The following is a 17,694-nucleotide window of genomic DNA, read 5'->3' on the forward strand; positions in this document are numbered from 1 at the left end:
CCTCCAGGTAAACGCACAGGGCGCGGTCACTGCCGCGCCCGCGGTGGATGTCAGAAGCTGAAATCGACTTTGGTCCAGACGGTCCGGCCGGGCTCGTTGACCGGTTGAGGGTCGCTGGCCGGGTAGCCGAAACCGGCGTTGCCTGCCAGGTTCAGGTGTTCGGCGTAGGTCTTGTCGAACAGATTGTCGACCCCGGCGCTGAGTTTCAGATTTTTACTGACCTTGTACGCGCCGTTGAGCGAGAACACCCCAAACCCTGCACTGGCGTCATAGTCCTTGCCGACCACATTGCCCTGGTTGAAGGCGATGCGGTTCTGCGCCGCGACCAGCCGCCAGAGCGCACCTGCACTCCATGCATCGCGGCTGTACGTCAGGCCCAGGCGGCTTTCCAGGGGCGGCATCTGGGGCAGCGCCTTGCCGTCGCTGCTGTTCTTGCCCCAGGCGTAGGCCAGCGTGGCATCGGCCTTCCAGGTATCGCTCAGCGAGTAGGCCGCACCCACCTCGCCACCCATGATGCGGGCGTCGATGTTCTGCGCCTTTGAAGCCCCCATGCCCATCATGCCGGTGCGGTAGTCGAACAAAATGTAGTCGCGGATCTGACCGACATAGCCCGAAGCCCAGGCTTCCAGCCGTTCGCTACGGTACTGGACACCAAAGTCGAGCTGGGTCGTTTTCTCGGGCTTGATGCCGTCGAAGGCATTGACCGACCCGGTGGGCGCCGTCTTCGGCGAAAACAGCTCCCAGTAGTCCGGGAAGCGCTGGGCGTGCCCAAGGCCGATGTAAGCCGTTGCCGGCAGGGCTGCCATGTCGTGTTCATAGCGCACGAAGCCGCTGGGCAGCGTATCGGCGCGGGTGTCGTTGCGGGTCGGACTGGCCTGACGCAGATCCCGCGCAGACGCGCGGTCCAGGCGGGCACCGGTGATGACCCGGTCGTCGCCGCTGAGCGACCAGGTCAGCTCGCCGAACACGCCGTAATTATGGAAATCGGCATCCTTGGTCCAGGCCTGGCCTTTGTGCGCGTCTACACCCATGCCGCCGCGCTGGCGATGCGCGTTGGTCTGCGCGTCGATACCGCTGATCAACTGCACATCGGCCCAGCGCCAGGTCGCCTTGATGCGTGCGCCCATCGTGCGGCGGTCGACGTTGCTGACCATTGGCATGCCCATCATGCCGCTGCCAGAGGGTGTGCGCAGGCTGTAGTTGTCCATTACATGGTCGGCATAGTTGTAATAAGCCTGGGCTTCGAGCTTGTCGAGGACCTCGCCCAGGTTGGACTTTTCAAAGCGCAGGCCCAGGCTTTCACGCTTGAACTGCGAGCCGTCCATGCCCCGACCGGCATAGCGCGCCTCCCCATCGCCCTTGCCTGCGGTGAGTTCGAGCACTGTATCGGCATCGGGCGTCCAGCCCAAGGCGACATCGCCGTTCCACTTTTCCCAGCGCGACGGTACCGAATCGCCAGCCCCGTCGTGGTAGTCATCAGCGCGCGACTGATTGCCGACGAAACGGGCATAGGCCTGGCTGTTGCCGGCAGCAGCGTCCAGCACCTTGTCGAAGCGGCCATTGGAGCCGGTGAGCAGGCTGGCATTGACGCGGCTGCCAAGGGTGCCGAATGCCTCGGGATCACGCTCGAACAGGACAGTGCCTGCCGAGCCGCCCGGCCCCCAGATCACGCTCTGTGGGCCCTTGATCACGGTCAGTCGGTCGTAGGTTTCCGGGGCGATGTACGAGGTTGGGGCATCCATGCGGTTAGGGCAGGCGCCCAGCATCAGCCCGCCATTGGTGAGGATGTTCAGCCGCGAGCCGAACATGCCGCGCAGTACTGGGTCGCCGTTGGTGCCTCCGGCACGAATGGCTGAAAAACCGGGGATGGTTTTCAGGTAATCGGCACCGTCACTGGCCGGCACGGGCTGGCGAGGGTCCTTGGGGTTGGTGACCACGGTCAGTGGCGAACTGGGGGCGATGGCGGTGATCACCGTAGGGCCGAGTTCAGGTGCATCGGATGAATGGGCAAGGTGCCCAGGGTCTGCCGCCAGTGCGACAGGCGTCAACAACGAGCCACACAGGGCGGCGATGGTCCCGCGCAGGGACAAAAGAGGGGTGCAGCCGGACATAAGGATTCCAGTCGATCAGTCGTGAGAAGACGCGAAGCGATCAGGCTTCGCGCGCAAACGGGTCAAACACTGATCGATGCAGGCGGCGCGCGGCTGCGGGCGCCGGGGAAGACGGCCTGCCTGGCATGCCCGTGGCGCGTGGCAGGCTGAAGGTGGACTTGAGGCAGGGCGGCTGCCAGGCTGAGCGGGCTGAGCGCCTGGGGCAATGCAGGGCAGTTGAACAACAGGCTGCAATAGCCGCACTTCTCCCACATCACATGAAGCTGGCCGTCCTGGCTCGGGCCGTGATGAGCGTCGCCATGCTGATGAGCAGCCGGCATCGGCATGTCCATCGGCATGGCCATGCCGCCGCCGTGGTGATCCATGGGCATCGACTGGGAAACCAGCGGCCCGATGAAAATCATCCACATGGCGAACAGGCTCAGCCATCCGCCACCGGCGCGCCTGCGATCAGGGCGGGTGGTACGGGGCTGGCGGTGTGGCAGCGAGCGCATCACGCCCTGTCAGCGCCAATCAGTGCTGATGGGCCTGCGGCTGGCCGGTCGGCGGTGCTTTCTGCACCGCCACTTGCACGGTGACGGGGCCAGCTTTCTCGAAGCGAAGGGTCAGCGGGAAACGCTGGCCATCGGTCAGCAGGCTGCGATCCTTGGGCTGCATGAGCATCACATGGTAAGCGCTGGGCGCGAACACCAGATCCTTGCCTGCAGGCACTACTACGTTTGGCACTTGCTGCATGCGCATGGCACCGGCCGCGCTCATGGCGTGCGCATGCAACTGGGTGTCATCGCTGATAGGGGATTCGGCGCTCAGCAGGCGGTCATCGGTGTTGCCATTGTTGTGCACCACGAAATACGCGGCGACGTTGGGGGCATTGGGCGGCAGCTGCAAAGACCAGGGATGAGCGATATGCAGGTCGCCCACGGTGTATTCGTGAGCATGGGCGAAGACGGCGGGCAGCAGGAGGGCGGCCACGGCAAGGGCGTGCTTGAGCATGATGGATGTCCCGATGAAATGAGGTTCAGGCAGACAGCGAGAAACACTCAGGCAAGCGGGGAGGCACGGGGATTGAGCGCGGGCCGGAGCTGGCGCGGCGTAGGCGTGGGTGGCGCATCCAACGACAGTGGGCCGGCAAGACGCACAGGCGGGGCATGCAGTTGTAACGCTTGGCCGCCTGATGCGAGCGGCGGCGCAGCACCCAGGCAGCACCAGCAGTGCATCGTGCTGGCGCTGTCATCGCTTTGCGGACCCAGGTCGATCTTGGCCAGGGCCTGCACATCGACCTTGGCTTTGTTGGCCATGCTGGAACAGAACGCCCCCCACAGCAGTTGCTCTGCCGGGCCTTTGGGCGCAGCAGAGGACAACGGCATGGCCAGCAGGTTGAACAGCACCGCTAGGCAGGCTATCCAGGCGATGTGCCGACGTGGGGGCATGGAGAGATCCGGTCAGGAATCGTGGCGACTATTGTACGGCCGAGTATAAGCAAATTTGGCGGGGTGCGGTGACGTGACGCAGGTGGCGTGCATGGCGGCTGGCTTCGCGATGCTCTGGCACCGCGAAGCCGTTCAGGTTCAGGCCTTGTGGCGGCCCATCAGGCCGCGTACGGTTTCCTGCAGGTCGGCCGGCAGTACCACCACCTTGGCGTTAGTGCTGCTCGCCAGGTTTTCCATGGCGCCAACGTAGCGCTCACCGAGCAGGTACATGGCCGGGACGGTTTCGTTGCCGACCGCTTCGGTGACCAGCGAGATGGCCCGCGCCGAAGCTTCGGCCAGGCTGATCTGCGCCTCGGCATCCAGCCGGGCGGCTTGCAGGCGCGCTTCGGCTTCGAGTACTGCCGCCTGCTTGGCGCCTTCGGCACGGGTGACGTCGGCCTTGCGCTCCCGCTCGGCTGCCGCCTGGCGCTCCATGGCCAGTTGCATGTTCTGGGACGGCTTGATGTCCTGGATTTCTACCGAGCGTACGGTTACGCCCCAGTCCTCGGTCTGCTCGGACATGGCCTCGCGCAGGCGCGCTTTGATCTGTTCGCGGCTGGAGAGGGCTTCGTCCAGGTCCATGGCGCCGACGATGGCGCGCAGGGATGTCATGGTCAGGCTGGTGACGGCAAAGGCATAGTTCTGCACGCCATAGGACGCCTTCTGCGGGTCGATGACCTTGGCGAAGCACAGGGCGTTGGCGACGATGACGGCGTTGTCGCGGGTGATGATTTCCTGTTCCTGCACGTCGAGGATGATGTCCTTGGTCGGCAGGCGATAGGCGACTACGTCCATGTAGGGGATGACGACGTTGAGGCCAGGCTTGAGGGTGGTGTGGTAGCGGCCCAGGCGCTCGACGATCCATTCCTCGCCCTGGGGGACAATGCGCACCCCCTTGAACACGGTGATCAGTACGAACAGGGCGATGGCGCCGACGACGATGAGGCTGGTCATGATGACAAATTCCTTTTTTACGGATTCAGGCCCGCATGACGCGGGCGGTATTTCCTTCGACGGCGATCAGGCGTACCCGCTCGCCTGCCGGGATGGTGGTATCGGCAATGCAGGTCCACTCCTCGTTGCCCAATACGGGCTTCTGGAAGCGCACCCGGCCTTTCTGGAACTCGGACACACCTGTGGTCAGCAAGCCGACCTCGCCGATCACGCTGGCGGCGGTCCAGCGCTCATCGGGCTGCTTGCGGCGAAACACCTTGAACCACAGCAGGGTAGTCAGCGATGACAGCACGACCCAGAGCAGCCCTTGCATGGCCAGTTCCAGGCCTGGAAACGCCAGGGAAACCAAGGCCACCAGCACGGCGCCGATACCGAACCAGAGGATGAAGAACGTAGGCAAGACCAGCTCGAGCAACGTCAGCGCGATGCCGAACACCAACCAGATCCACCATTGCAATTCCATATCAGGCACGTCTTCCGAGGGGGGCGCCCGAGTTTAAGGCAGGACTGCGACACATGGCCACTTGCGGGCGCTCGGAAAAAGCCTAAGGGTGTGTAGGAGTCCAACCCCACCAGGCGCGATGCAAGGGGCTTTCGCCACTAAGCAAACAAGGCCGCTACCAGTTCCGGCAGGGCATGGAACGTCCGATCGGTGATCGGCAATGTCGGGCGCTTGAGAATGAACACCGGCAGACCCAGCGCGCGGGCTACCTCCAGCTTGGGTTCGGTGGCGACGCTGCCGCTGTTCTTGCTGATCAGAACGTCGATGCGCCGGTCGATGAACAGCGCACGTTCCTGGTCCAGGTCGAAAGGCCCGCGTGCACCGATCACCTCGCAGCGCGCATTGCCAGGGCAGGCCTGCAAGGCGCGCAGGGTCCAGAACTGGCCATCCGGGATGGCGTCCAGGTGTTGCAGGGGTTCCCGACCCAGGGTGAACAGCGGTCGGGCATAAGGCCCAATGCCCTGCATCAGCGCCGGCCAGTCTTCCACTTCTCGCCAGTCATCCCCCGCTTGTGCCTGCCAGGCTGGACGGTGCAGGGCCCAGCAAGGAATCCCGACACGCTGCGCGGCGCTGGCCGCGTTGGCGCTGATACGAGCGGCATAGGGGTGGGTGGCATCGACCAGCAGTGTGATGCCGTTTTCACGCAGGTACTGGGCCAGCCCCTCGGTCCCTCCGAAGCCGCCCACGCGTACCTGGCACTGCAGGTCGTCGGGCACCCGGCCGATGCCGGCCAGGCTGTAGATGTGGTCTGGGCCCAGCAGGCGCGCGATGGCCAGCGCCTCGGTAATGCCGCCGAGCAACAGAATGCGCGCGTTCATGGCTGACCCGCCCGGCCGACGATGCCGCCCTGGCGGTCGATGGCGACCACCTCGACGCTGACCTGCGCCGGCACGACGCTGCGGGCGAAGGCGAGGGCATGCTGGCACACGGCATCACCCAACTGCACACCCGCGCTATGGGCCAGCGCCAGGGCTTGCTGGCTGGTGTTGGCGGCCACGATGGCTGCCTGAAGCGCCAGATCGGCCCCGCCTGCCGCCGCCCAGCCCGCCAACTGTGGCAGGTCGATGCTCGAATGACGGCTGTGCAGGTCCATGTGCCCGGCGGCGAGCTTGCTGATCTTGCCAAAGCCTCCGCACAGGGTCAGGCGGGGCACCGGGACCTTGCGCAGGTGCTTGAGTACCGCGCCCACGAAGTCGCCCATCTCGATCAGTGCGATTTCCGGCAGCCCGTAGACACGACGCATGGTGTCCTCACTGGCGTTGCCGGTGCACGCGGCGATGTGGGTGTAGCCGTTGGTGTGTGCCACATCGATACCTTGATGGATGGAGGCAATGTAGGCTGCGCAGGAGAAGGGGCGGACGATTCCGCTGGTGCCCAGGATCGACAGGCCGCCGAGGATGCCCAGGCGTGGGTTCATGGTCTTGAGCGCCAGGGCTTCCCCGTCCCGCACGTTGAGGGTGACCTCGAACCCGCCGGTGTAGCCGCATTCGACGGCCAGGCCCTGCAGGTGGTCCGTGATCATGCGCCGTGGCACCGGGTTGATGGCCGGTTCGCCCACTGCCAGAACCAGCCCCGGCCGGGTCACGGTGCCCACGCCTGCGCCCGCGACGAAGTGCACACCGGGCTGGACACGCAGGCGTACCTGGCTGAACAGCAGTGCACCGTGGGTCACGTCCGGGTCGTCGCCGGCGTCCTTGAGGGTGCCTGCTTCGGCGTAATCGTCGACCAGCCGGCAGAACTCAAGGCGCATCTGCACCACCTTGCCCTTGGGCAGGGTGATGCTCACCGCGTCGCTGTCTGCACCGGTGAGCAGCAGACGCGCTGCCGCCAGGCTGGTCGCGGTGGCGCAGCTGCCAGTGGTCAGGCCACTGCGCAGCGGGGCGGCCTGTTCGCGGGTTTCTTCACGCATCGGCCGGCTTGACCACGTCGAGCAAGGTGATGGGCAATGCTTGGCGCCAGGTATCGAAGGCACCCAGGGGCTGGGCATGGGCAACATGGATGCGGGTCAGTTCGCCGCCGTGCTGCTCCTTGAAGTGGGCCAGGGCCAGTTCGCTTTGTACCGTCACGGCGTTGGCCACCAGCCGTCCGCCTGGGCGCAAGCTGGACCAGCAGTGGGCTAGAACCCCTGGACGGGTGACTCCGCCACCAATGAACACCGCATGCGGGGGTTCCAGCCCGTCCAGTGCCATGGGGGCTTTGCCGCGCACCAGGTGCAGACCAGGCACGCCCAAGGCATCGCGGTTGTACTCGATCAACCCCTGACGGCCCTCGTCGGCCTCGATGGCCACTGCGCGGCATGCCGGGTGTGCACGCATCCATTCGATGCCGATCGAGCCGCAGCCCGCGCCCACGTCCCAAAGCAGTTGCCCAGGCTCCGGGGCCAGCCGGCCCAGGGTGATGGCGCGCACATCGCGCTTGGTCAGTTGGCCGTCATGCCGGTAGGCGTCATCGGGCAGGCCTGCCAGACGGTGCAGGCGCGGCGCTTCGGGCGCTGCCACGCATTCGATGGCCACCAGGTTGAGCGCGGCCGTTTGCCCGTGCTGCCACGTGGATGCATGCCCGTGCAACTGGCCCTGAGCCTCGCCACCCAAGTGTTCGAAGACCCACAGGCGGCTGGGGCCGAAACCCCGTTCGCGTAACAACGCTGCAATTGCCGCCGGGCTGTCTCCATCGTTGCTCAATACCAGCAGACGCAGCCCACCATGCAGGTGCGCGTTGAGTGCGGCCAGAGGCCTTGCCACCAGCGACACCACCTGCACGTCCTGCAGCGCCCAACCCAGGCGCGCAGCCGCCAGGGCGCACGAGGAGGGCATCGACAGCACCTGCATCTCGTGGGCAGGCACCTGGCGCGCCAGGCTGGCGCCCACCCCATAGAACATCGGGTCGCCACTGGCCAGCACGCACACAGGCGCGCCACGCAGCGCAAGCACGGGCGCGAGCGAAAAAGGGCTCGGCCAGTGCAGCCGTTCGCCGGTCACGCAACGCGGCAGCAGGGCCAGCTGGCGGGGGCTGCCGAAAATCCGCGCGCCACTGAGCAGCGCTCGGCGAGCTTGTTTGCCCAGACCGCTGAAACCGTCTTCGCCGATGCCTACTACCGTCAGCCAGGGTGCCATTGATACCTCTAGAGTTCGTGCGTGTGCAGCACGCCCAATTGTGCCTTTACCCGAAAGATGCTCGACCACCGGCTTTTCATGCGGGCGGCCAAAGCAGGCATAATACCGCGCCTTCTCCACTCAAGCGCAGTTTCACGGATTGCCGGACACCTCAGCGATGCCACCTCACGCTTCCTACAGTTCGCCTCGCCCCTCGGCTTGCCCGGGGTTGTGGCGTATCGTCAGCGCCCTGGATGGCGGCATCTGCCGGATCAAGCTGCCGGGCGGGGTGTTGCTGGCCCAGCAGGCCGAGGCCGTCGCCAGCGCCGCCGAGCGCTTCGCAGGCGGTGTGATCGAGGCCACCAACCGGGGCAACCTGCAGATCCGTGGCGTGGGGCCTGATCACCCGGGCTTGGTAGCGGCGCTGCTCGCCGCTGGGCTGGGCCCGCGTGAAGCGGCCGGCGACGATGTTCGCAACCTGATGCTCAGCCCCCTGGCCGGGCTTGACCCAGCGGGGGGGCTGGACGTCAGGCCGCTGGCAGGGCAGATCCTCGACCTGCTCGAGGGCACGCCACGCTTTCACGCGTTGTCGGCCAAGTTCGCCCTTCAGCTCGATGCTGGTGAACGCCTGGCCATGCTCGATCACCCGCACGACCTGTGGCTTTCGGTGCTTGAGCTTGAGCAGCGGCCCTGGCTCGCATTCGGCCTGGCCGGCAGCCTTGGTGAGGGTGACGTACTGGGTGCGGTGCCGTTCAGCCAAGGCCTGACCCTGGTGCGCGCCGTGCTCGAACGTTTTCTGGACCTGGCCACCCCAACCCAGTCGCGCATGCGGCATGTGCTGCAGGCCTGCACGGCAGCCGATTTCATCGGTGGGCTTGGCGTGGCGTTGCGCCAAGACCCCGCCGTGCTGGGCTGGCGCCGACCGGTTCGCCCGGTGACGTGGCTGGGGGCACTGCCTCAGCGGCGTGGGGTTGCGCTGGGCGTGGCACCGCCACTGGGGCGGCTCACCCCGGCCATGCTGCGTGAGGCGGCGCGTGTCGCGCGTGAACAGGGCGACAGCAGCCTGCGCTTGACCCCCTGGCAGAGCCTGGTGCTGCCCAACCTGGCGCCCGGCGGCCTCGACCAGGCGCAGCGCAGCCTGATGACGGTCGGGCTGCTCTGCCACGCGGCCGAGCCCCTGGTGCGCATCAGCGCCTGCACCGGCGCCAGCGGCTGTGCCAAGGCCTTGAGCGAGACGAAGGCCGACGCCGCGGCATTGGCCGCATTATTGGGCCCCGGGGCGCCTGCCAGCGTGCATCTCACTGGCTGCCCCCGGTCCTGTGCCCTGGCCCATACCGCCCCGGCCACGCTGCTGGCCCGCGCGCCCGGGCGCTACGATCTTTACCAGCGTGATCCCCGCCTGCCGGGGTTCGGCGCCCTGCGCGCCACTGACATTACCTTGAATGAAGCAGGCGCCATGCTCGACCTGCCGACGGAGCACCTTGATGATTGACTACATCCGCGATGGTCAGGAGATCTATCGCAATTCCTTCCGGATCATTCGTGAGGAAGCCCGACTTGAGCGGATTCCCGCAGACCTCGAAAAGCTTGCGGTGCGCGTGATCCATGCCTGCGGCATGGTCGATGCGATCGATGGCCTGCAATTCTCCGAAGGCGCCGGCCAGGCGGGCCGCCAGGCCTTGCTACGTGGCGCACCGATCCTGTGCGATGCGCACATGGTCGCCGAGGGCATCACCCAGGCACGACTGCCGGCGAACAACCCGGTGATCTGCACCTTGCGCGACCCGAGCGTACCAGACCTTGCCAAGGCCGCTGGCAACACCCGCTCCGCCGTTGCCCTGGAGCTGTGGCGCCCACACCTTGAAGGCAGCGTGGTGGTGATCGGCAACGCGCCGACGGCGTTGTTCTACCTGTTGGAAATGCTCGATGCCGGCGCGCCGCGTCCAGCGCTCATCCTGGGGTTTCCCGTCGGCTTCGTTGGCGCTGCCGAATCCAAGGCCATGCTGGCGGCCGACAGCCGTGGCGTGCCCTTCGTGATCATGCAGGGGCGGCTGGGCGGTAGTGCCATGGCCGCCGCGGCCGTGAATGCCCTGGCCACGGAGGTGGAGTGATGGCCCCGCGTGGACGCCTGATCGGCCTTGGCGTAGGGCCGGGTGACCCTGAACTGATCACGCTCAAAGCCCTGCGCCTGCTGCGCGAGTCGCCCGTGGTCGGCTACTTCGTCGCCAAGGGCAAGCGCGGCAACGCATTCGGCATCATCGAAGCGCACCTGCAACCCGAGCAGACGCTGCTGCCGCTGGTCTATCCGGTGACCACCGAAGCCTTGCCCGCCCCCCTGTCCTACGAGCAGGTGATCAGCGATTTCTATGACGAAGCCAGCGTACAGGTGGCCGAACACCTGGACGCAGGGCGTGATGTGGCGGTGATCTGCGAGGGTGACCCGTTCTTCTATGGCTCCTACATGTACCTGCACGACCGCCTGGCACAGCGCTATGAAGCGCAGGTGATTCCTGGCGTGTGCTCCATGCTCGGTGGAGCCTCGGTGCTGGGTGCACCGCTGGTCTATCGCAACCAGAGCCTGTCGGTGCTCTCTGGCGTCTTGCCGGCCGAAGAACTCAAGCGCCGCCTGGCCGACGCCGATGCGGCCGTCATCATGAAACTGGGGCGCAATTTCCCCAAGGTGCGGCAGGTGCTCGGTGAGCTGGGCCTGCACGCGCGTGCGCTGTATGTGGAACGCGCCACCATGGCCAACCAGAAAATCGTACCGCTGGACCAGGTTGACCCACAGTCCTCGCCGTATTTTTCGCTGATCATCGTGCCGGGGGAAAAATGGCAGGGCTGAACACGCAGGTAGCACCGGCCATCGTCATCCTGGGACAGGGCAGCCTGGCCACTGCCCGTTGCCTTCAGCAGGTCTACGCCCAGGCCACGATTCACGGCCTGCAAGGGCGCGTTCAGGGTGCAGACCAGGATTACAACGCCTTTGGCGATCTGCTGCGCAGCCTTTACCAGCGCGGTACGCCAATCATCGCCTTGTGCGCTGCGGGTATCGTGATCCGCAGCCTGGCCAGCCTGTTGGGGGAGAAGGGCAGCGAGCCGCCGGTGCTGGCCGTGGCAGAAGACGGCAGCGCCGTGGTGCCCCTGCTCGGTGGCCTCAGTGGCGTCAACCAGATGGCACGGGACATGGCCTCGGCGCTGGGTGTGTCAGCGGCCATCACCACCAGCGGCGAGTTGCGCTTTGGTACGTGCCTGCTCAACCCGCCCCAGGGTTACGCTTTGGCGGACCTGGAACAAGGCAAGCGCTTCGTTTCCGACCTGCTGGCCGGGGAGCCGGTTCGCATCGAGGGTCAGGCGCCGTGGCTGGCGCAGGCACAGTTGCCTGCCAGTGATGCCGCGCAGCGCACCATCCATGTAGGCCATCTGGCGCGTCCCGCCAGCCGAGACGAGCTGTTGATTCATCCCCGCTCCGTCGTGGTCGGTGTCGCAAGCGGCGATCTGCAGATGATTCGTGACGCGCTGCAGCAGGCCGGTATTGCGCAGGCGTCACTGGCCTGCGTGCTGGCCGATGAGCGGGCCATGGCGGACACCCGGTTGCAGGCTGCCGCGCAGGCGCTGGGTGTCGAATTGCGCTTTGCCGCAAGGCCCGACGATGTGGCTGGCATGGTGGGCGCTGCACTGCCCGATGCGCGGTTGCAGTGCCAGGGTGAGGTGGTCATCGCCGTGGCACCTGCGCCGATCGAAGTGGCTCAGGTTGGCCGTCGCCGCGGGCGGCTGGCGGTCATCGGTCTGGGGCCAGGCGCAGCGGAGCTGATGGTGCCAGCGGTCAAGGCTGAGCTGGCCCGGGCCGAGGATGTGCTGGGCTACGAAACCTATGTACGAATGGCAGGGCCGTTCCGGGACGATCAGGTGCTGCACTGCACCGACAACCGTGAGGAGATGCAGCGCGCCCGGCACGCATTCGAACTGGCCGCGCGTGGCCGTTCGGTGGTGGTGGTGTCATCGGGGGACCCAGGCGTATTCGCCATGGCCGCTGCGGTGCTCGAGGCGTTGCACGCGTCCACGGACGCTGCCTGGCACGCTGTCGACCTGGAGATACTGCCTGGTGTATCGGCCTCCTTGGCAACGGCTGCACAGGCTGGCGCGCCGCTGGGGCATGACTTCTGCGTGATGTCGCTGTCGGACAATCTCAAGCCCTGGTCGATCATCGAGAAACGCCTGGACCTCGCTGCCCAGGCCGATCTGGTGCTGGCCTTCTACAACCCGATTTCCAAAGCACGGCCGCACCAACTTGGGACCGCGCTGGACGTCGTACGCCGGCACCGTGGTGCTGATACACCTGTAGTCCTTGGCCGTGACATTGGTAGGCCGGGGCAGACTTTGCGCGTCGTCTCTTTGGCCCAACTGGTGCCAGAAATGGTCGATATGCGCACCATGGTGCTGGTGGGCTCATCGACCACGTGCACGTTCGAACGCCCAAATGGTGGGCAGTGGGTCTACACGCCGCGGTGGTATGGCGCCAAGCCCTGAAGCACGGTAGCTCGATCCGAGGGGGAAGCGTTTCGGCGCAGGATGAGCAGCGTCGAGCGGTTAGGTTCAAGGCCGAAGCCACCTGGTTTCGACCGGACCTAACTGGAGCCTTTGACATGACCACCAACAAAGAAAACCTTGAACTGCAAGTCTTGCCTGACATGAACCTGTTCGTGTTCCCCGACACCATGAGCGAGGCCAACCGTACTGCGGCCAAGGCCTGCCACGCCCTGGCTACCCAAGGCGCCAACAAGCAGCACCACCCGATCCAGGAAACCCAGGCCTGGTTCAACCAGTACGTGTTCCTGATGTCGAAGATGGGCTGGACACCCACGCGCGTTGATGTTCAGCGCATTACCCAGAGCGACAGGCACCTGGAAATCAGCAACCTGGTTGGCAAGGGGCTGCAAGCTGCCTATGGCGCCTTTACTGGTGACGTGGCCTCGGCGCTGGAAGGGTTGGGCAAGACCGTCGTTTCCGCACTGGCTGCCAGCACCAAGAATGTCGAACTGCTGGACCGCAAGTCCGTGGAGGATGACCGCAACAGCCTGAGCCTGAACAAGTGTGAGCAGACCGGTGCTGGCCAAGTCGCCATGATGGTGAGCGCAGTCCAGACCGATGCCAAGCCTGACAAGAAAGCCAACTACCTGTTGGCCAAATGGGAGAGCAGCGGCACCACCAACTATGCCTGCGGTGCCGTGCTGAACCTTGATCAGCGCCAGTACGAGAAAGTACGCGCCGTTGTTGAAACCAAGCTCGACGACAACGCCCTGGAAGTGTTGCTGGCCCTCGAAATCTAACCTGTCGGTATGGCTCACCGGAGCCTTGGCTTCGGTGAGCCTGGAGGGTGCATCAATGTCAAATAACTACAGCGTGTGGCGCAATGGCAACAGCCTGGTGCTCGTCGACAAGACCATCAGCGAGTCCTGCAGGCTCGACATGCTCAATATCCAGCTGGCGGCCTACCTCGCCGCGTGCAATGGCGGGGTCTCAGGGGTTGATGGGGACAGCTGGCTCAAGGAATACATACGTGTGCAGAGCGGTTTCGGCTGCACGCTAGCCACGCTACGGTCGCAAACGACATCCATGGTGCCGGTTGCCGCTTTCAGGCCTTGGACCATGCTTTGCGACAGCCTTCTCCAGGCTACGCCTCACCACCTTCGCGAAGCTGTCGCGCAGTGTCTGGAAGCCTGCGCAAGCAGTGAAACATGTGATAACCGGATAGGGGGGCGCTGTGACCTTGGCAATCCCCTTGGCGACACCTGCCTGAACCACGCGCATGCCGAGGTTCGGCTGGTGCTGCCTGACTATTCCATCATCAGCACTCAATTGAACCTTGGAAGTCGAGCGCCGCTTGATACTGACTGGCTCTGGCAATCGTTCGACCCTCCGGCGGTGCAGGCGTGCTGGCAGTTCCAAGGGCAGTATTTGATCGATTCCAGGCGTATGAACCTCATCGGGCCGGGGCTTGCAAAAAAACTTCAGGCCAAGCTGGCCCTTCATCGCAGCGAAGTCAGCGTGCAGGAGCCGAACCATGACTAACACCGACGCATCATCTATCGCCGGCCAGCTGGTACACAGCAGTGTGCTGGTCTTTTTGCCAGGCGTATGCCCGCAAGCACGTTCAGACATACTGCTGGCCAACGCCTTTGCTCAGCAGGTGGCATGGGGGGATTTGAAAGACGGTCTCGAACCTGACTGGTTCAGGAATTACTGGCGCAACCTCGCTGCCCTGGGCTTCGATGGCAAGCTGGCGCCAGCAGGGCGGCGGCCGGGGCCTGACCGGGGCAGCCTCGCTGCGCAGGCAATCGAGCACATCAGCCAAGCGGGCTCTGCCCGGCTGGGCGAAGCGGCCAACCAGGCGCTGGAGGCCTTACGTCGTGATGACAAGGCGCTGAAACTGTTCAGCGCTCATTCGATCGTGGGCACTCAAGCGCGTGTGCAGTTGTTGCCCTGCGCCCAGCAATCCAATGGCTTCATCGACATGGTGCTGCTGCACATGGATGTCTCGATGGAAAAAAGCACCAGCGACTTCCTGTTCATGGGCGCGAGCAATGGCATCAGTGTGAGAGACCTGCGACTGGAAGTGATCCATTTCAATCTGCAAGGGTTTCGAGAGGATTATCGGCGCCGGGCAGAGGCCAGTGTTGCGCGAACGGCCGAGCGCGTCATCAGGGATTTGGTGCTCTAGTTGCGCGGCGAGCTGCCGTCCGGACCCAGGCCCTGATCGGCATTGGCCGGCTGCTGGCTGGCCCAGTATTGAATCAACTCTCGCAGTTGCGACAATTCGACGGGCTTGGCCATGTGGCCGTCCATGCCGGCTTGCTTGGCGCGGTCCTTGTGCTCGGCAAGGATATGCGCGGTCAGCGCAACGACGGGCGTGTGCGCGCGCTGGTTGGCGGCTTCCCATTCGCGCAGGCGCCTGGTTGCCGAGAAACCATCCAGAACTGGCATTTCGCAATCCATGAGCACCAAGTCATAGCGCTTGGCTTTCATCGCTTCAAGAGCTTCTTCGCCGTTGGACGCGGTATCGGGCTGCAGGCTCAGCTTGCCGAGCATACCGCGGATGACCTTGGTCGAAATGGTGTTGTCCTCTGCGACCAGCACGCTGAAATGCGGGGGCAGGTCGAGCGCCTGGGGCTGGCCGGGTGCAGCCGCCGGCAGCGCCTGCTCGCGGCCGCGTTGAGCCAGTTCTTCGGCCAGGGTGGTCTTGAGTGTGTAGCCAGCCACCGGTTTGGCCAAGATCCGCTTGATCCCGGCGTTGCGCGCGATGATCTTGCTGGGCGCGTTGCTGATACCGGTCAGCATGACCACCAGAATGTCGTGATTGAGGCTGGGGTCTTCCTTGATCTTGGCGGCCAGTTGCATGCCGGTCATGCCGGGCATGTTCTGGTCCAGGAGCACCGCGTCGAAGTAATCGCGAAGATGAGCCTTGGTACGCAATAGGGCCAGGGCCTCCTTGCCCGAAGGCACTGCGCTGACATTCATGCCCCAGGCGCTGCACTGTTGGACCAGCACCTTGCGGCACGTGTCGTTGTCGTCCACCACCAGTACCCGCGCGTCGCGCAGCGGTCCGTCCAGGTCGGTCGGAGGTTGCTCGAGGCAGGCTGGGTCCAGCGGCAAGGTCAGCCACAAGGTATTGCCGGTGCCGGTGCTGCTCTTGATGCCGAATTCCCCATGCATAAGGCCAATCAGCTGCTTGGCGATCACCAGCCCCAAGTGGCCGCCCAGCCGATTGCTGGACAGGAAATGCCTGCTGTGCAGTTCTGCCTGCAACAGCGCCTCGCGATCGGCTGCCGGCAAGGGGTCGCCGCTGTCCTGTACGGCGATGCGCAAGCGGGGCACCTCGCCGCGCTGGTCCAGTGCTACGACGAGCAGGATTTCCCCCTGGTCGGTGTTCTTCAGTGCGTTTTCCATCAGGCTCGACAGCGCCTGACGCAAGCGGGTGGGGTCGCCACTGACCACGCGGGGCACCTGGGGCTGGGTGAAGCTGATCAGCTCGATGTTCTGCTGCTCGGCCTTGGCCCGGAAGATGTTCAAACAGTCTTCGATCAGCGCGTTGAGGTCGAACTGGACGTCGTCGAGTTCGATCTGGCGGGACTCGAGCTTGGAGATATCGAGTATCTCGTTGATCAATGTGAGCAACTCGTTGCCCGCGCTGTGAATGGTCTGGACGTAATCGCGCTGCTTGACCGATAACGGCGTGCCCAGCAGCAGTTCGGTCATGCCCAGCACGCCATTCATGGGGGTACGTATTTCGTGGCTGATCTTGGCCAGAAACTCGGCCTTGGCGTTGATTTCGGCGTCACTGGCCGCCAAGGCGCGGCTGACACTGAAGCGCTCTTCGTTGATACGCCGCAGCCGGTCGCTGACCGCCAGGTTCAACAGCAGCCCGCTCGCCACCGCCAGCCCCAACAGAATGCACAGCAACCAAGGCGTGGAGGTGCGGGTAAGCCCAAGCAAGGCAGGCAGCAGCACCAGCCCGCCAACGTTGAAGATGATCATCGCCAGACCGAACAAACGGGCCGGTGCGTAACCTCGGTACCAATGGTAGCTGCTGACCACCAGCATCGTGACGCTGCCCAGTGCCATCAAGGCATAGGTCATGAGATTGAGCGGCAAGGTATCGATGAACAGCAGCACGATCCCGCTCACTCCCACCAGCAGCATCTCGCCGCTCAACAGCCGGTTAAGGCGCGGCGTGTTGCGCGGTGCGAAGAAGTGCTGGGTGAAATACAGCCCAGCCAGCCCCGCCAGTACCAGCGTAAGGTACGCCGCTGGCGTCTGGGCGCTGTACCACACATGCCACCATGGGCCGCTGAGGTTCAGCAGGATCAGGCCACTGAGCAACATCAGGCCATGGTAGAACGCCAGGATCAGCGCAGTGCTCGAGCGGCTGTAGATGAAGCGAATCAGGTTATGCAGGATCAGCATCACCAGGCCACCGAACAGCATGCCGAACAGCAACGGCTGGGTCTGGTTGGCGGCGGCTCGCGCAGCAGGCTCCAGGCTGATGGCCGGGCGCAGTTGGTGTTCCGATACCAGGCGCAGGTAGATATCCAGGCCTTGCTTGCTGTTGGGCAACGGCAGCACGTGGTCGCTGCCGCGCAATGTGGGGTTGGCACTGCCGGCTTGGCGGCCGTGATGCAGGTGGCGTATCAGCTTGTCGCCTTGCAGCGCATACAGGTCCAGACCCGACAGATCAGGTGCGAAGACGCGCAGCAATTGTTCCTGCTCACCAGGCTCTAGCCGATAATGCAGCCACAGGGCCTGGTCGGGGGGCGCCGCATCGAGTTCTGCCAGCTCCAGCGGGCTGAACTGGTTGCGATAACGGTCCGAGCGCACGTCGCTCAGTTGCAGGTTGCCTTGTTCGTCGAGCAGCAGGGCCCAGCCACTGTCATGTTCCGCCATCGCGGGGAGCATGCAGATCAGGGTCAGCAAGCTGACGATCAACGCTGAGGCAATCCGGAGCCGGCGCACTACGAAATCCCTTCTTGGCCCATGTGCGGGGTGCTAACTATGCGCGGCGTGCCGAGTTG

The 17,694-nt window shown here is 64.7% G+C and carries 17 protein-coding genes; 7 read left to right on the forward strand and 10 right to left on the reverse strand.

Going from position 1 to position 17,694, the window contains the following annotated elements; translation table 11 throughout:
• Positions 1 to 50: 50 nt before the first annotated feature.
• From NMB38_RS02430 to cbiE, 9 genes are all read right to left on the reverse strand, one after another.
• Complete coding sequence (locus NMB38_RS02430) at positions 51 to 2,111, reverse strand: TonB-dependent copper receptor (protein ID WP_288502975.1); 2,061 nt, start codon at positions 2,109 to 2,111, stop codon at positions 51 to 53.
• Positions 2,112 to 2,173: 62 nt separating this feature from the next.
• Positions 2,174 to 2,605 carry a DUF2946 domain-containing protein gene (locus tag NMB38_RS02435; RefSeq protein WP_345956533.1) on the reverse strand — a complete coding sequence of 144 codons (432 nt, stop codon included), beginning with the start codon at positions 2,603 to 2,605 and terminating at the stop codon, positions 2,174 to 2,176.
• Between the two features lie 19 nt (positions 2,606 to 2,624).
• Entirely contained in the window at positions 2,625 to 3,104 is a 480-nt protein-coding gene (locus tag NMB38_RS02440; protein WP_027915288.1) for a copper chaperone PCu(A)C, read from the reverse strand.
• Between the two features lie 47 nt (positions 3,105 to 3,151).
• Entirely contained in the window at positions 3,152 to 3,541 is a 390-nt protein-coding gene (locus NMB38_RS02445; protein ID WP_027915287.1) for a DUF2946 domain-containing protein, read from the reverse strand.
• A 138-nt stretch (positions 3,542 to 3,679) separates the two neighbouring features.
• Positions 3,680 to 4,534, reverse strand: a complete 855-nt coding sequence (locus tag NMB38_RS02450; protein WP_027915286.1) for an SPFH domain-containing protein — start codon at positions 4,532 to 4,534, stop codon at positions 3,680 to 3,682.
• 25 nt (positions 4,535 to 4,559) lie between these two features.
• Positions 4,560 to 4,997, reverse strand: a complete 438-nt coding sequence (locus NMB38_RS02455; RefSeq protein WP_027915285.1) for an NfeD family protein — start codon at positions 4,995 to 4,997, stop codon at positions 4,560 to 4,562.
• A 137-nt stretch (positions 4,998 to 5,134) separates the two neighbouring features.
• The gene (locus tag NMB38_RS02460) at positions 5,135 to 5,854 is read right to left on the reverse strand and encodes a cobalt-precorrin-6A reductase (protein ID WP_027915284.1); all 720 of its coding nucleotides are present in this window, start codon (positions 5,852 to 5,854) and stop codon (positions 5,135 to 5,137) included.
• On the reverse strand, positions 5,851 to 6,945 hold the full coding sequence (locus tag NMB38_RS02465; RefSeq protein WP_110607096.1) for a cobalt-precorrin-5B (C(1))-methyltransferase: 1,095 nt from the start codon (positions 6,943 to 6,945) through the stop codon (positions 5,851 to 5,853). The genes NMB38_RS02460 and NMB38_RS02465 overlap by 4 nt, the downstream gene beginning before the upstream one ends.
• A complete protein-coding gene (cbiE, locus tag NMB38_RS02470; RefSeq protein WP_125922146.1) occupies positions 6,938 to 8,149 on the reverse strand; it encodes a precorrin-6y C5,15-methyltransferase (decarboxylating) subunit CbiE in 1,212 nt (403 codons plus the stop codon). The genes NMB38_RS02465 and cbiE overlap by 8 nt, the downstream gene beginning before the upstream one ends.
• A 157-nt stretch (positions 8,150 to 8,306) precedes the next feature.
• Between cbiE and cobG the strand changes: the two genes are divergently transcribed.
• The 7 genes from cobG to NMB38_RS02505 all read left to right on the forward strand — a co-directional run bounded on the left by cobG (position 8,307) and on the right by NMB38_RS02505 (position 14,846).
• Positions 8,307 to 9,620: a precorrin-3B synthase gene (gene cobG / locus NMB38_RS02475; protein WP_140174797.1), complete on the forward strand. Its 1,314-nt coding sequence runs from the start codon at positions 8,307 to 8,309 to the stop codon at positions 9,618 to 9,620.
• Positions 9,613 to 10,239 (forward strand): precorrin-8X methylmutase, encoded by a 627-nt coding sequence (locus NMB38_RS02480; RefSeq protein WP_494354884.1) that lies wholly within the window; start codon positions 9,613 to 9,615, stop codon positions 10,237 to 10,239. The genes cobG and NMB38_RS02480 overlap by 8 nt, the downstream gene beginning before the upstream one ends.
• Positions 10,239 to 10,970: a precorrin-2 C(20)-methyltransferase gene (locus NMB38_RS02485; protein ID WP_104925741.1), complete on the forward strand. Its 732-nt coding sequence runs from the start codon at positions 10,239 to 10,241 to the stop codon at positions 10,968 to 10,970. Before NMB38_RS02480 ends, NMB38_RS02485 begins: the two co-directional genes overlap by 1 nt.
• A complete protein-coding gene (gene cobJ / locus NMB38_RS02490; protein WP_027915278.1) occupies positions 10,958 to 12,655 on the forward strand; it encodes a precorrin-3B C(17)-methyltransferase in 1,698 nt (565 codons plus the stop codon). Before NMB38_RS02485 ends, cobJ begins: the two co-directional genes overlap by 13 nt.
• Positions 12,656 to 12,771: 116 nt before the next feature.
• A complete protein-coding gene (locus NMB38_RS02495) occupies positions 12,772 to 13,455 on the forward strand; it encodes a hypothetical protein (protein ID WP_027915277.1) in 684 nt (227 codons plus the stop codon).
• Positions 13,456 to 13,489: 34 nt separating this feature from the next.
• A complete protein-coding gene (locus tag NMB38_RS02500) occupies positions 13,490 to 14,197 on the forward strand; it encodes a hypothetical protein (protein ID WP_345956535.1) in 708 nt (235 codons plus the stop codon).
• The gene (locus tag NMB38_RS02505) at positions 14,190 to 14,846 is read left to right on the forward strand and encodes a hypothetical protein (RefSeq protein ID WP_111475499.1); all 657 of its coding nucleotides are present in this window, start codon (positions 14,190 to 14,192) and stop codon (positions 14,844 to 14,846) included. The genes NMB38_RS02500 and NMB38_RS02505 overlap by 8 nt, the downstream gene beginning before the upstream one ends.
• Here NMB38_RS02505 and NMB38_RS02510 read toward each other — a convergent pair.
• Positions 14,843 to 17,635: a hybrid sensor histidine kinase/response regulator gene (locus NMB38_RS02510; protein WP_042139369.1), complete on the reverse strand. Its 2,793-nt coding sequence runs from the start codon at positions 17,633 to 17,635 to the stop codon at positions 14,843 to 14,845. The genes NMB38_RS02505 and NMB38_RS02510 overlap by 4 nt on opposite strands.
• Positions 17,636 to 17,694 lie beyond the last annotated feature (59 nt).

Source organism: Pseudomonas sp. FBCC-B35, assembly GCF_059133755.1.

Excerpts from the sequence above, each read along its gene's own strand:
- cbiE (WP_125922146.1), bottom strand. The coding sequence starts at position 8,149 with ATGGCACCCTGGCTGACGGTAGTAGGCATCGGCGAAGACGGTTTCAGC.
- cobJ (WP_027915278.1), top strand. The coding sequence starts at position 10,958 with ATGGCAGGGCTGAACACGCAGGTAGCACCGGCCATCGTCATCCTGGGA.
- NMB38_RS02480 (WP_494354884.1), top strand. The coding sequence starts at position 9,613 with ATGATTGACTACATCCGCGATGGTCAGGAGATCTATCGCAATTCCTTC.
- NMB38_RS02495 (WP_027915277.1), top strand. The coding sequence starts at position 12,772 with ATGACCACCAACAAAGAAAACCTTGAACTGCAAGTCTTGCCTGACATG.
- NMB38_RS02505 (WP_111475499.1), top strand. The coding sequence starts at position 14,190 with ATGACTAACACCGACGCATCATCTATCGCCGGCCAGCTGGTACACAGC.
- cobG (WP_140174797.1), top strand. The coding sequence starts at position 8,307 with ATGCCACCTCACGCTTCCTACAGTTCGCCTCGCCCCTCGGCTTGCCCG.
- NMB38_RS02485 (WP_104925741.1), top strand. The coding sequence starts at position 10,239 with ATGGCCCCGCGTGGACGCCTGATCGGCCTTGGCGTAGGGCCGGGTGAC.
- NMB38_RS02455 (WP_027915285.1), bottom strand. The coding sequence starts at position 4,997 with ATGGAATTGCAATGGTGGATCTGGTTGGTGTTCGGCATCGCGCTGACG.
- NMB38_RS02435 (WP_345956533.1), bottom strand. The coding sequence starts at position 2,605 with ATGCGCTCGCTGCCACACCGCCAGCCCCGTACCACCCGCCCTGATCGC.
- NMB38_RS02440 (WP_027915288.1), bottom strand. The coding sequence starts at position 3,104 with ATGCTCAAGCACGCCCTTGCCGTGGCCGCCCTCCTGCTGCCCGCCGTC.
- NMB38_RS02465 (WP_110607096.1), bottom strand. The coding sequence starts at position 6,945 with ATGCGTGAAGAAACCCGCGAACAGGCCGCCCCGCTGCGCAGTGGCCTG.
- NMB38_RS02460 (WP_027915284.1), bottom strand. The coding sequence starts at position 5,854 with ATGAACGCGCGCATTCTGTTGCTCGGCGGCATTACCGAGGCGCTGGCC.
- NMB38_RS02450 (WP_027915286.1), bottom strand. The coding sequence starts at position 4,534 with ATGACCAGCCTCATCGTCGTCGGCGCCATCGCCCTGTTCGTACTGATC.
- NMB38_RS02445 (WP_027915287.1), bottom strand. The coding sequence starts at position 3,541 with ATGCCCCCACGTCGGCACATCGCCTGGATAGCCTGCCTAGCGGTGCTG.
- NMB38_RS02430 (WP_288502975.1), bottom strand. The coding sequence starts at position 2,111 with ATGTCCGGCTGCACCCCTCTTTTGTCCCTGCGCGGGACCATCGCCGCC.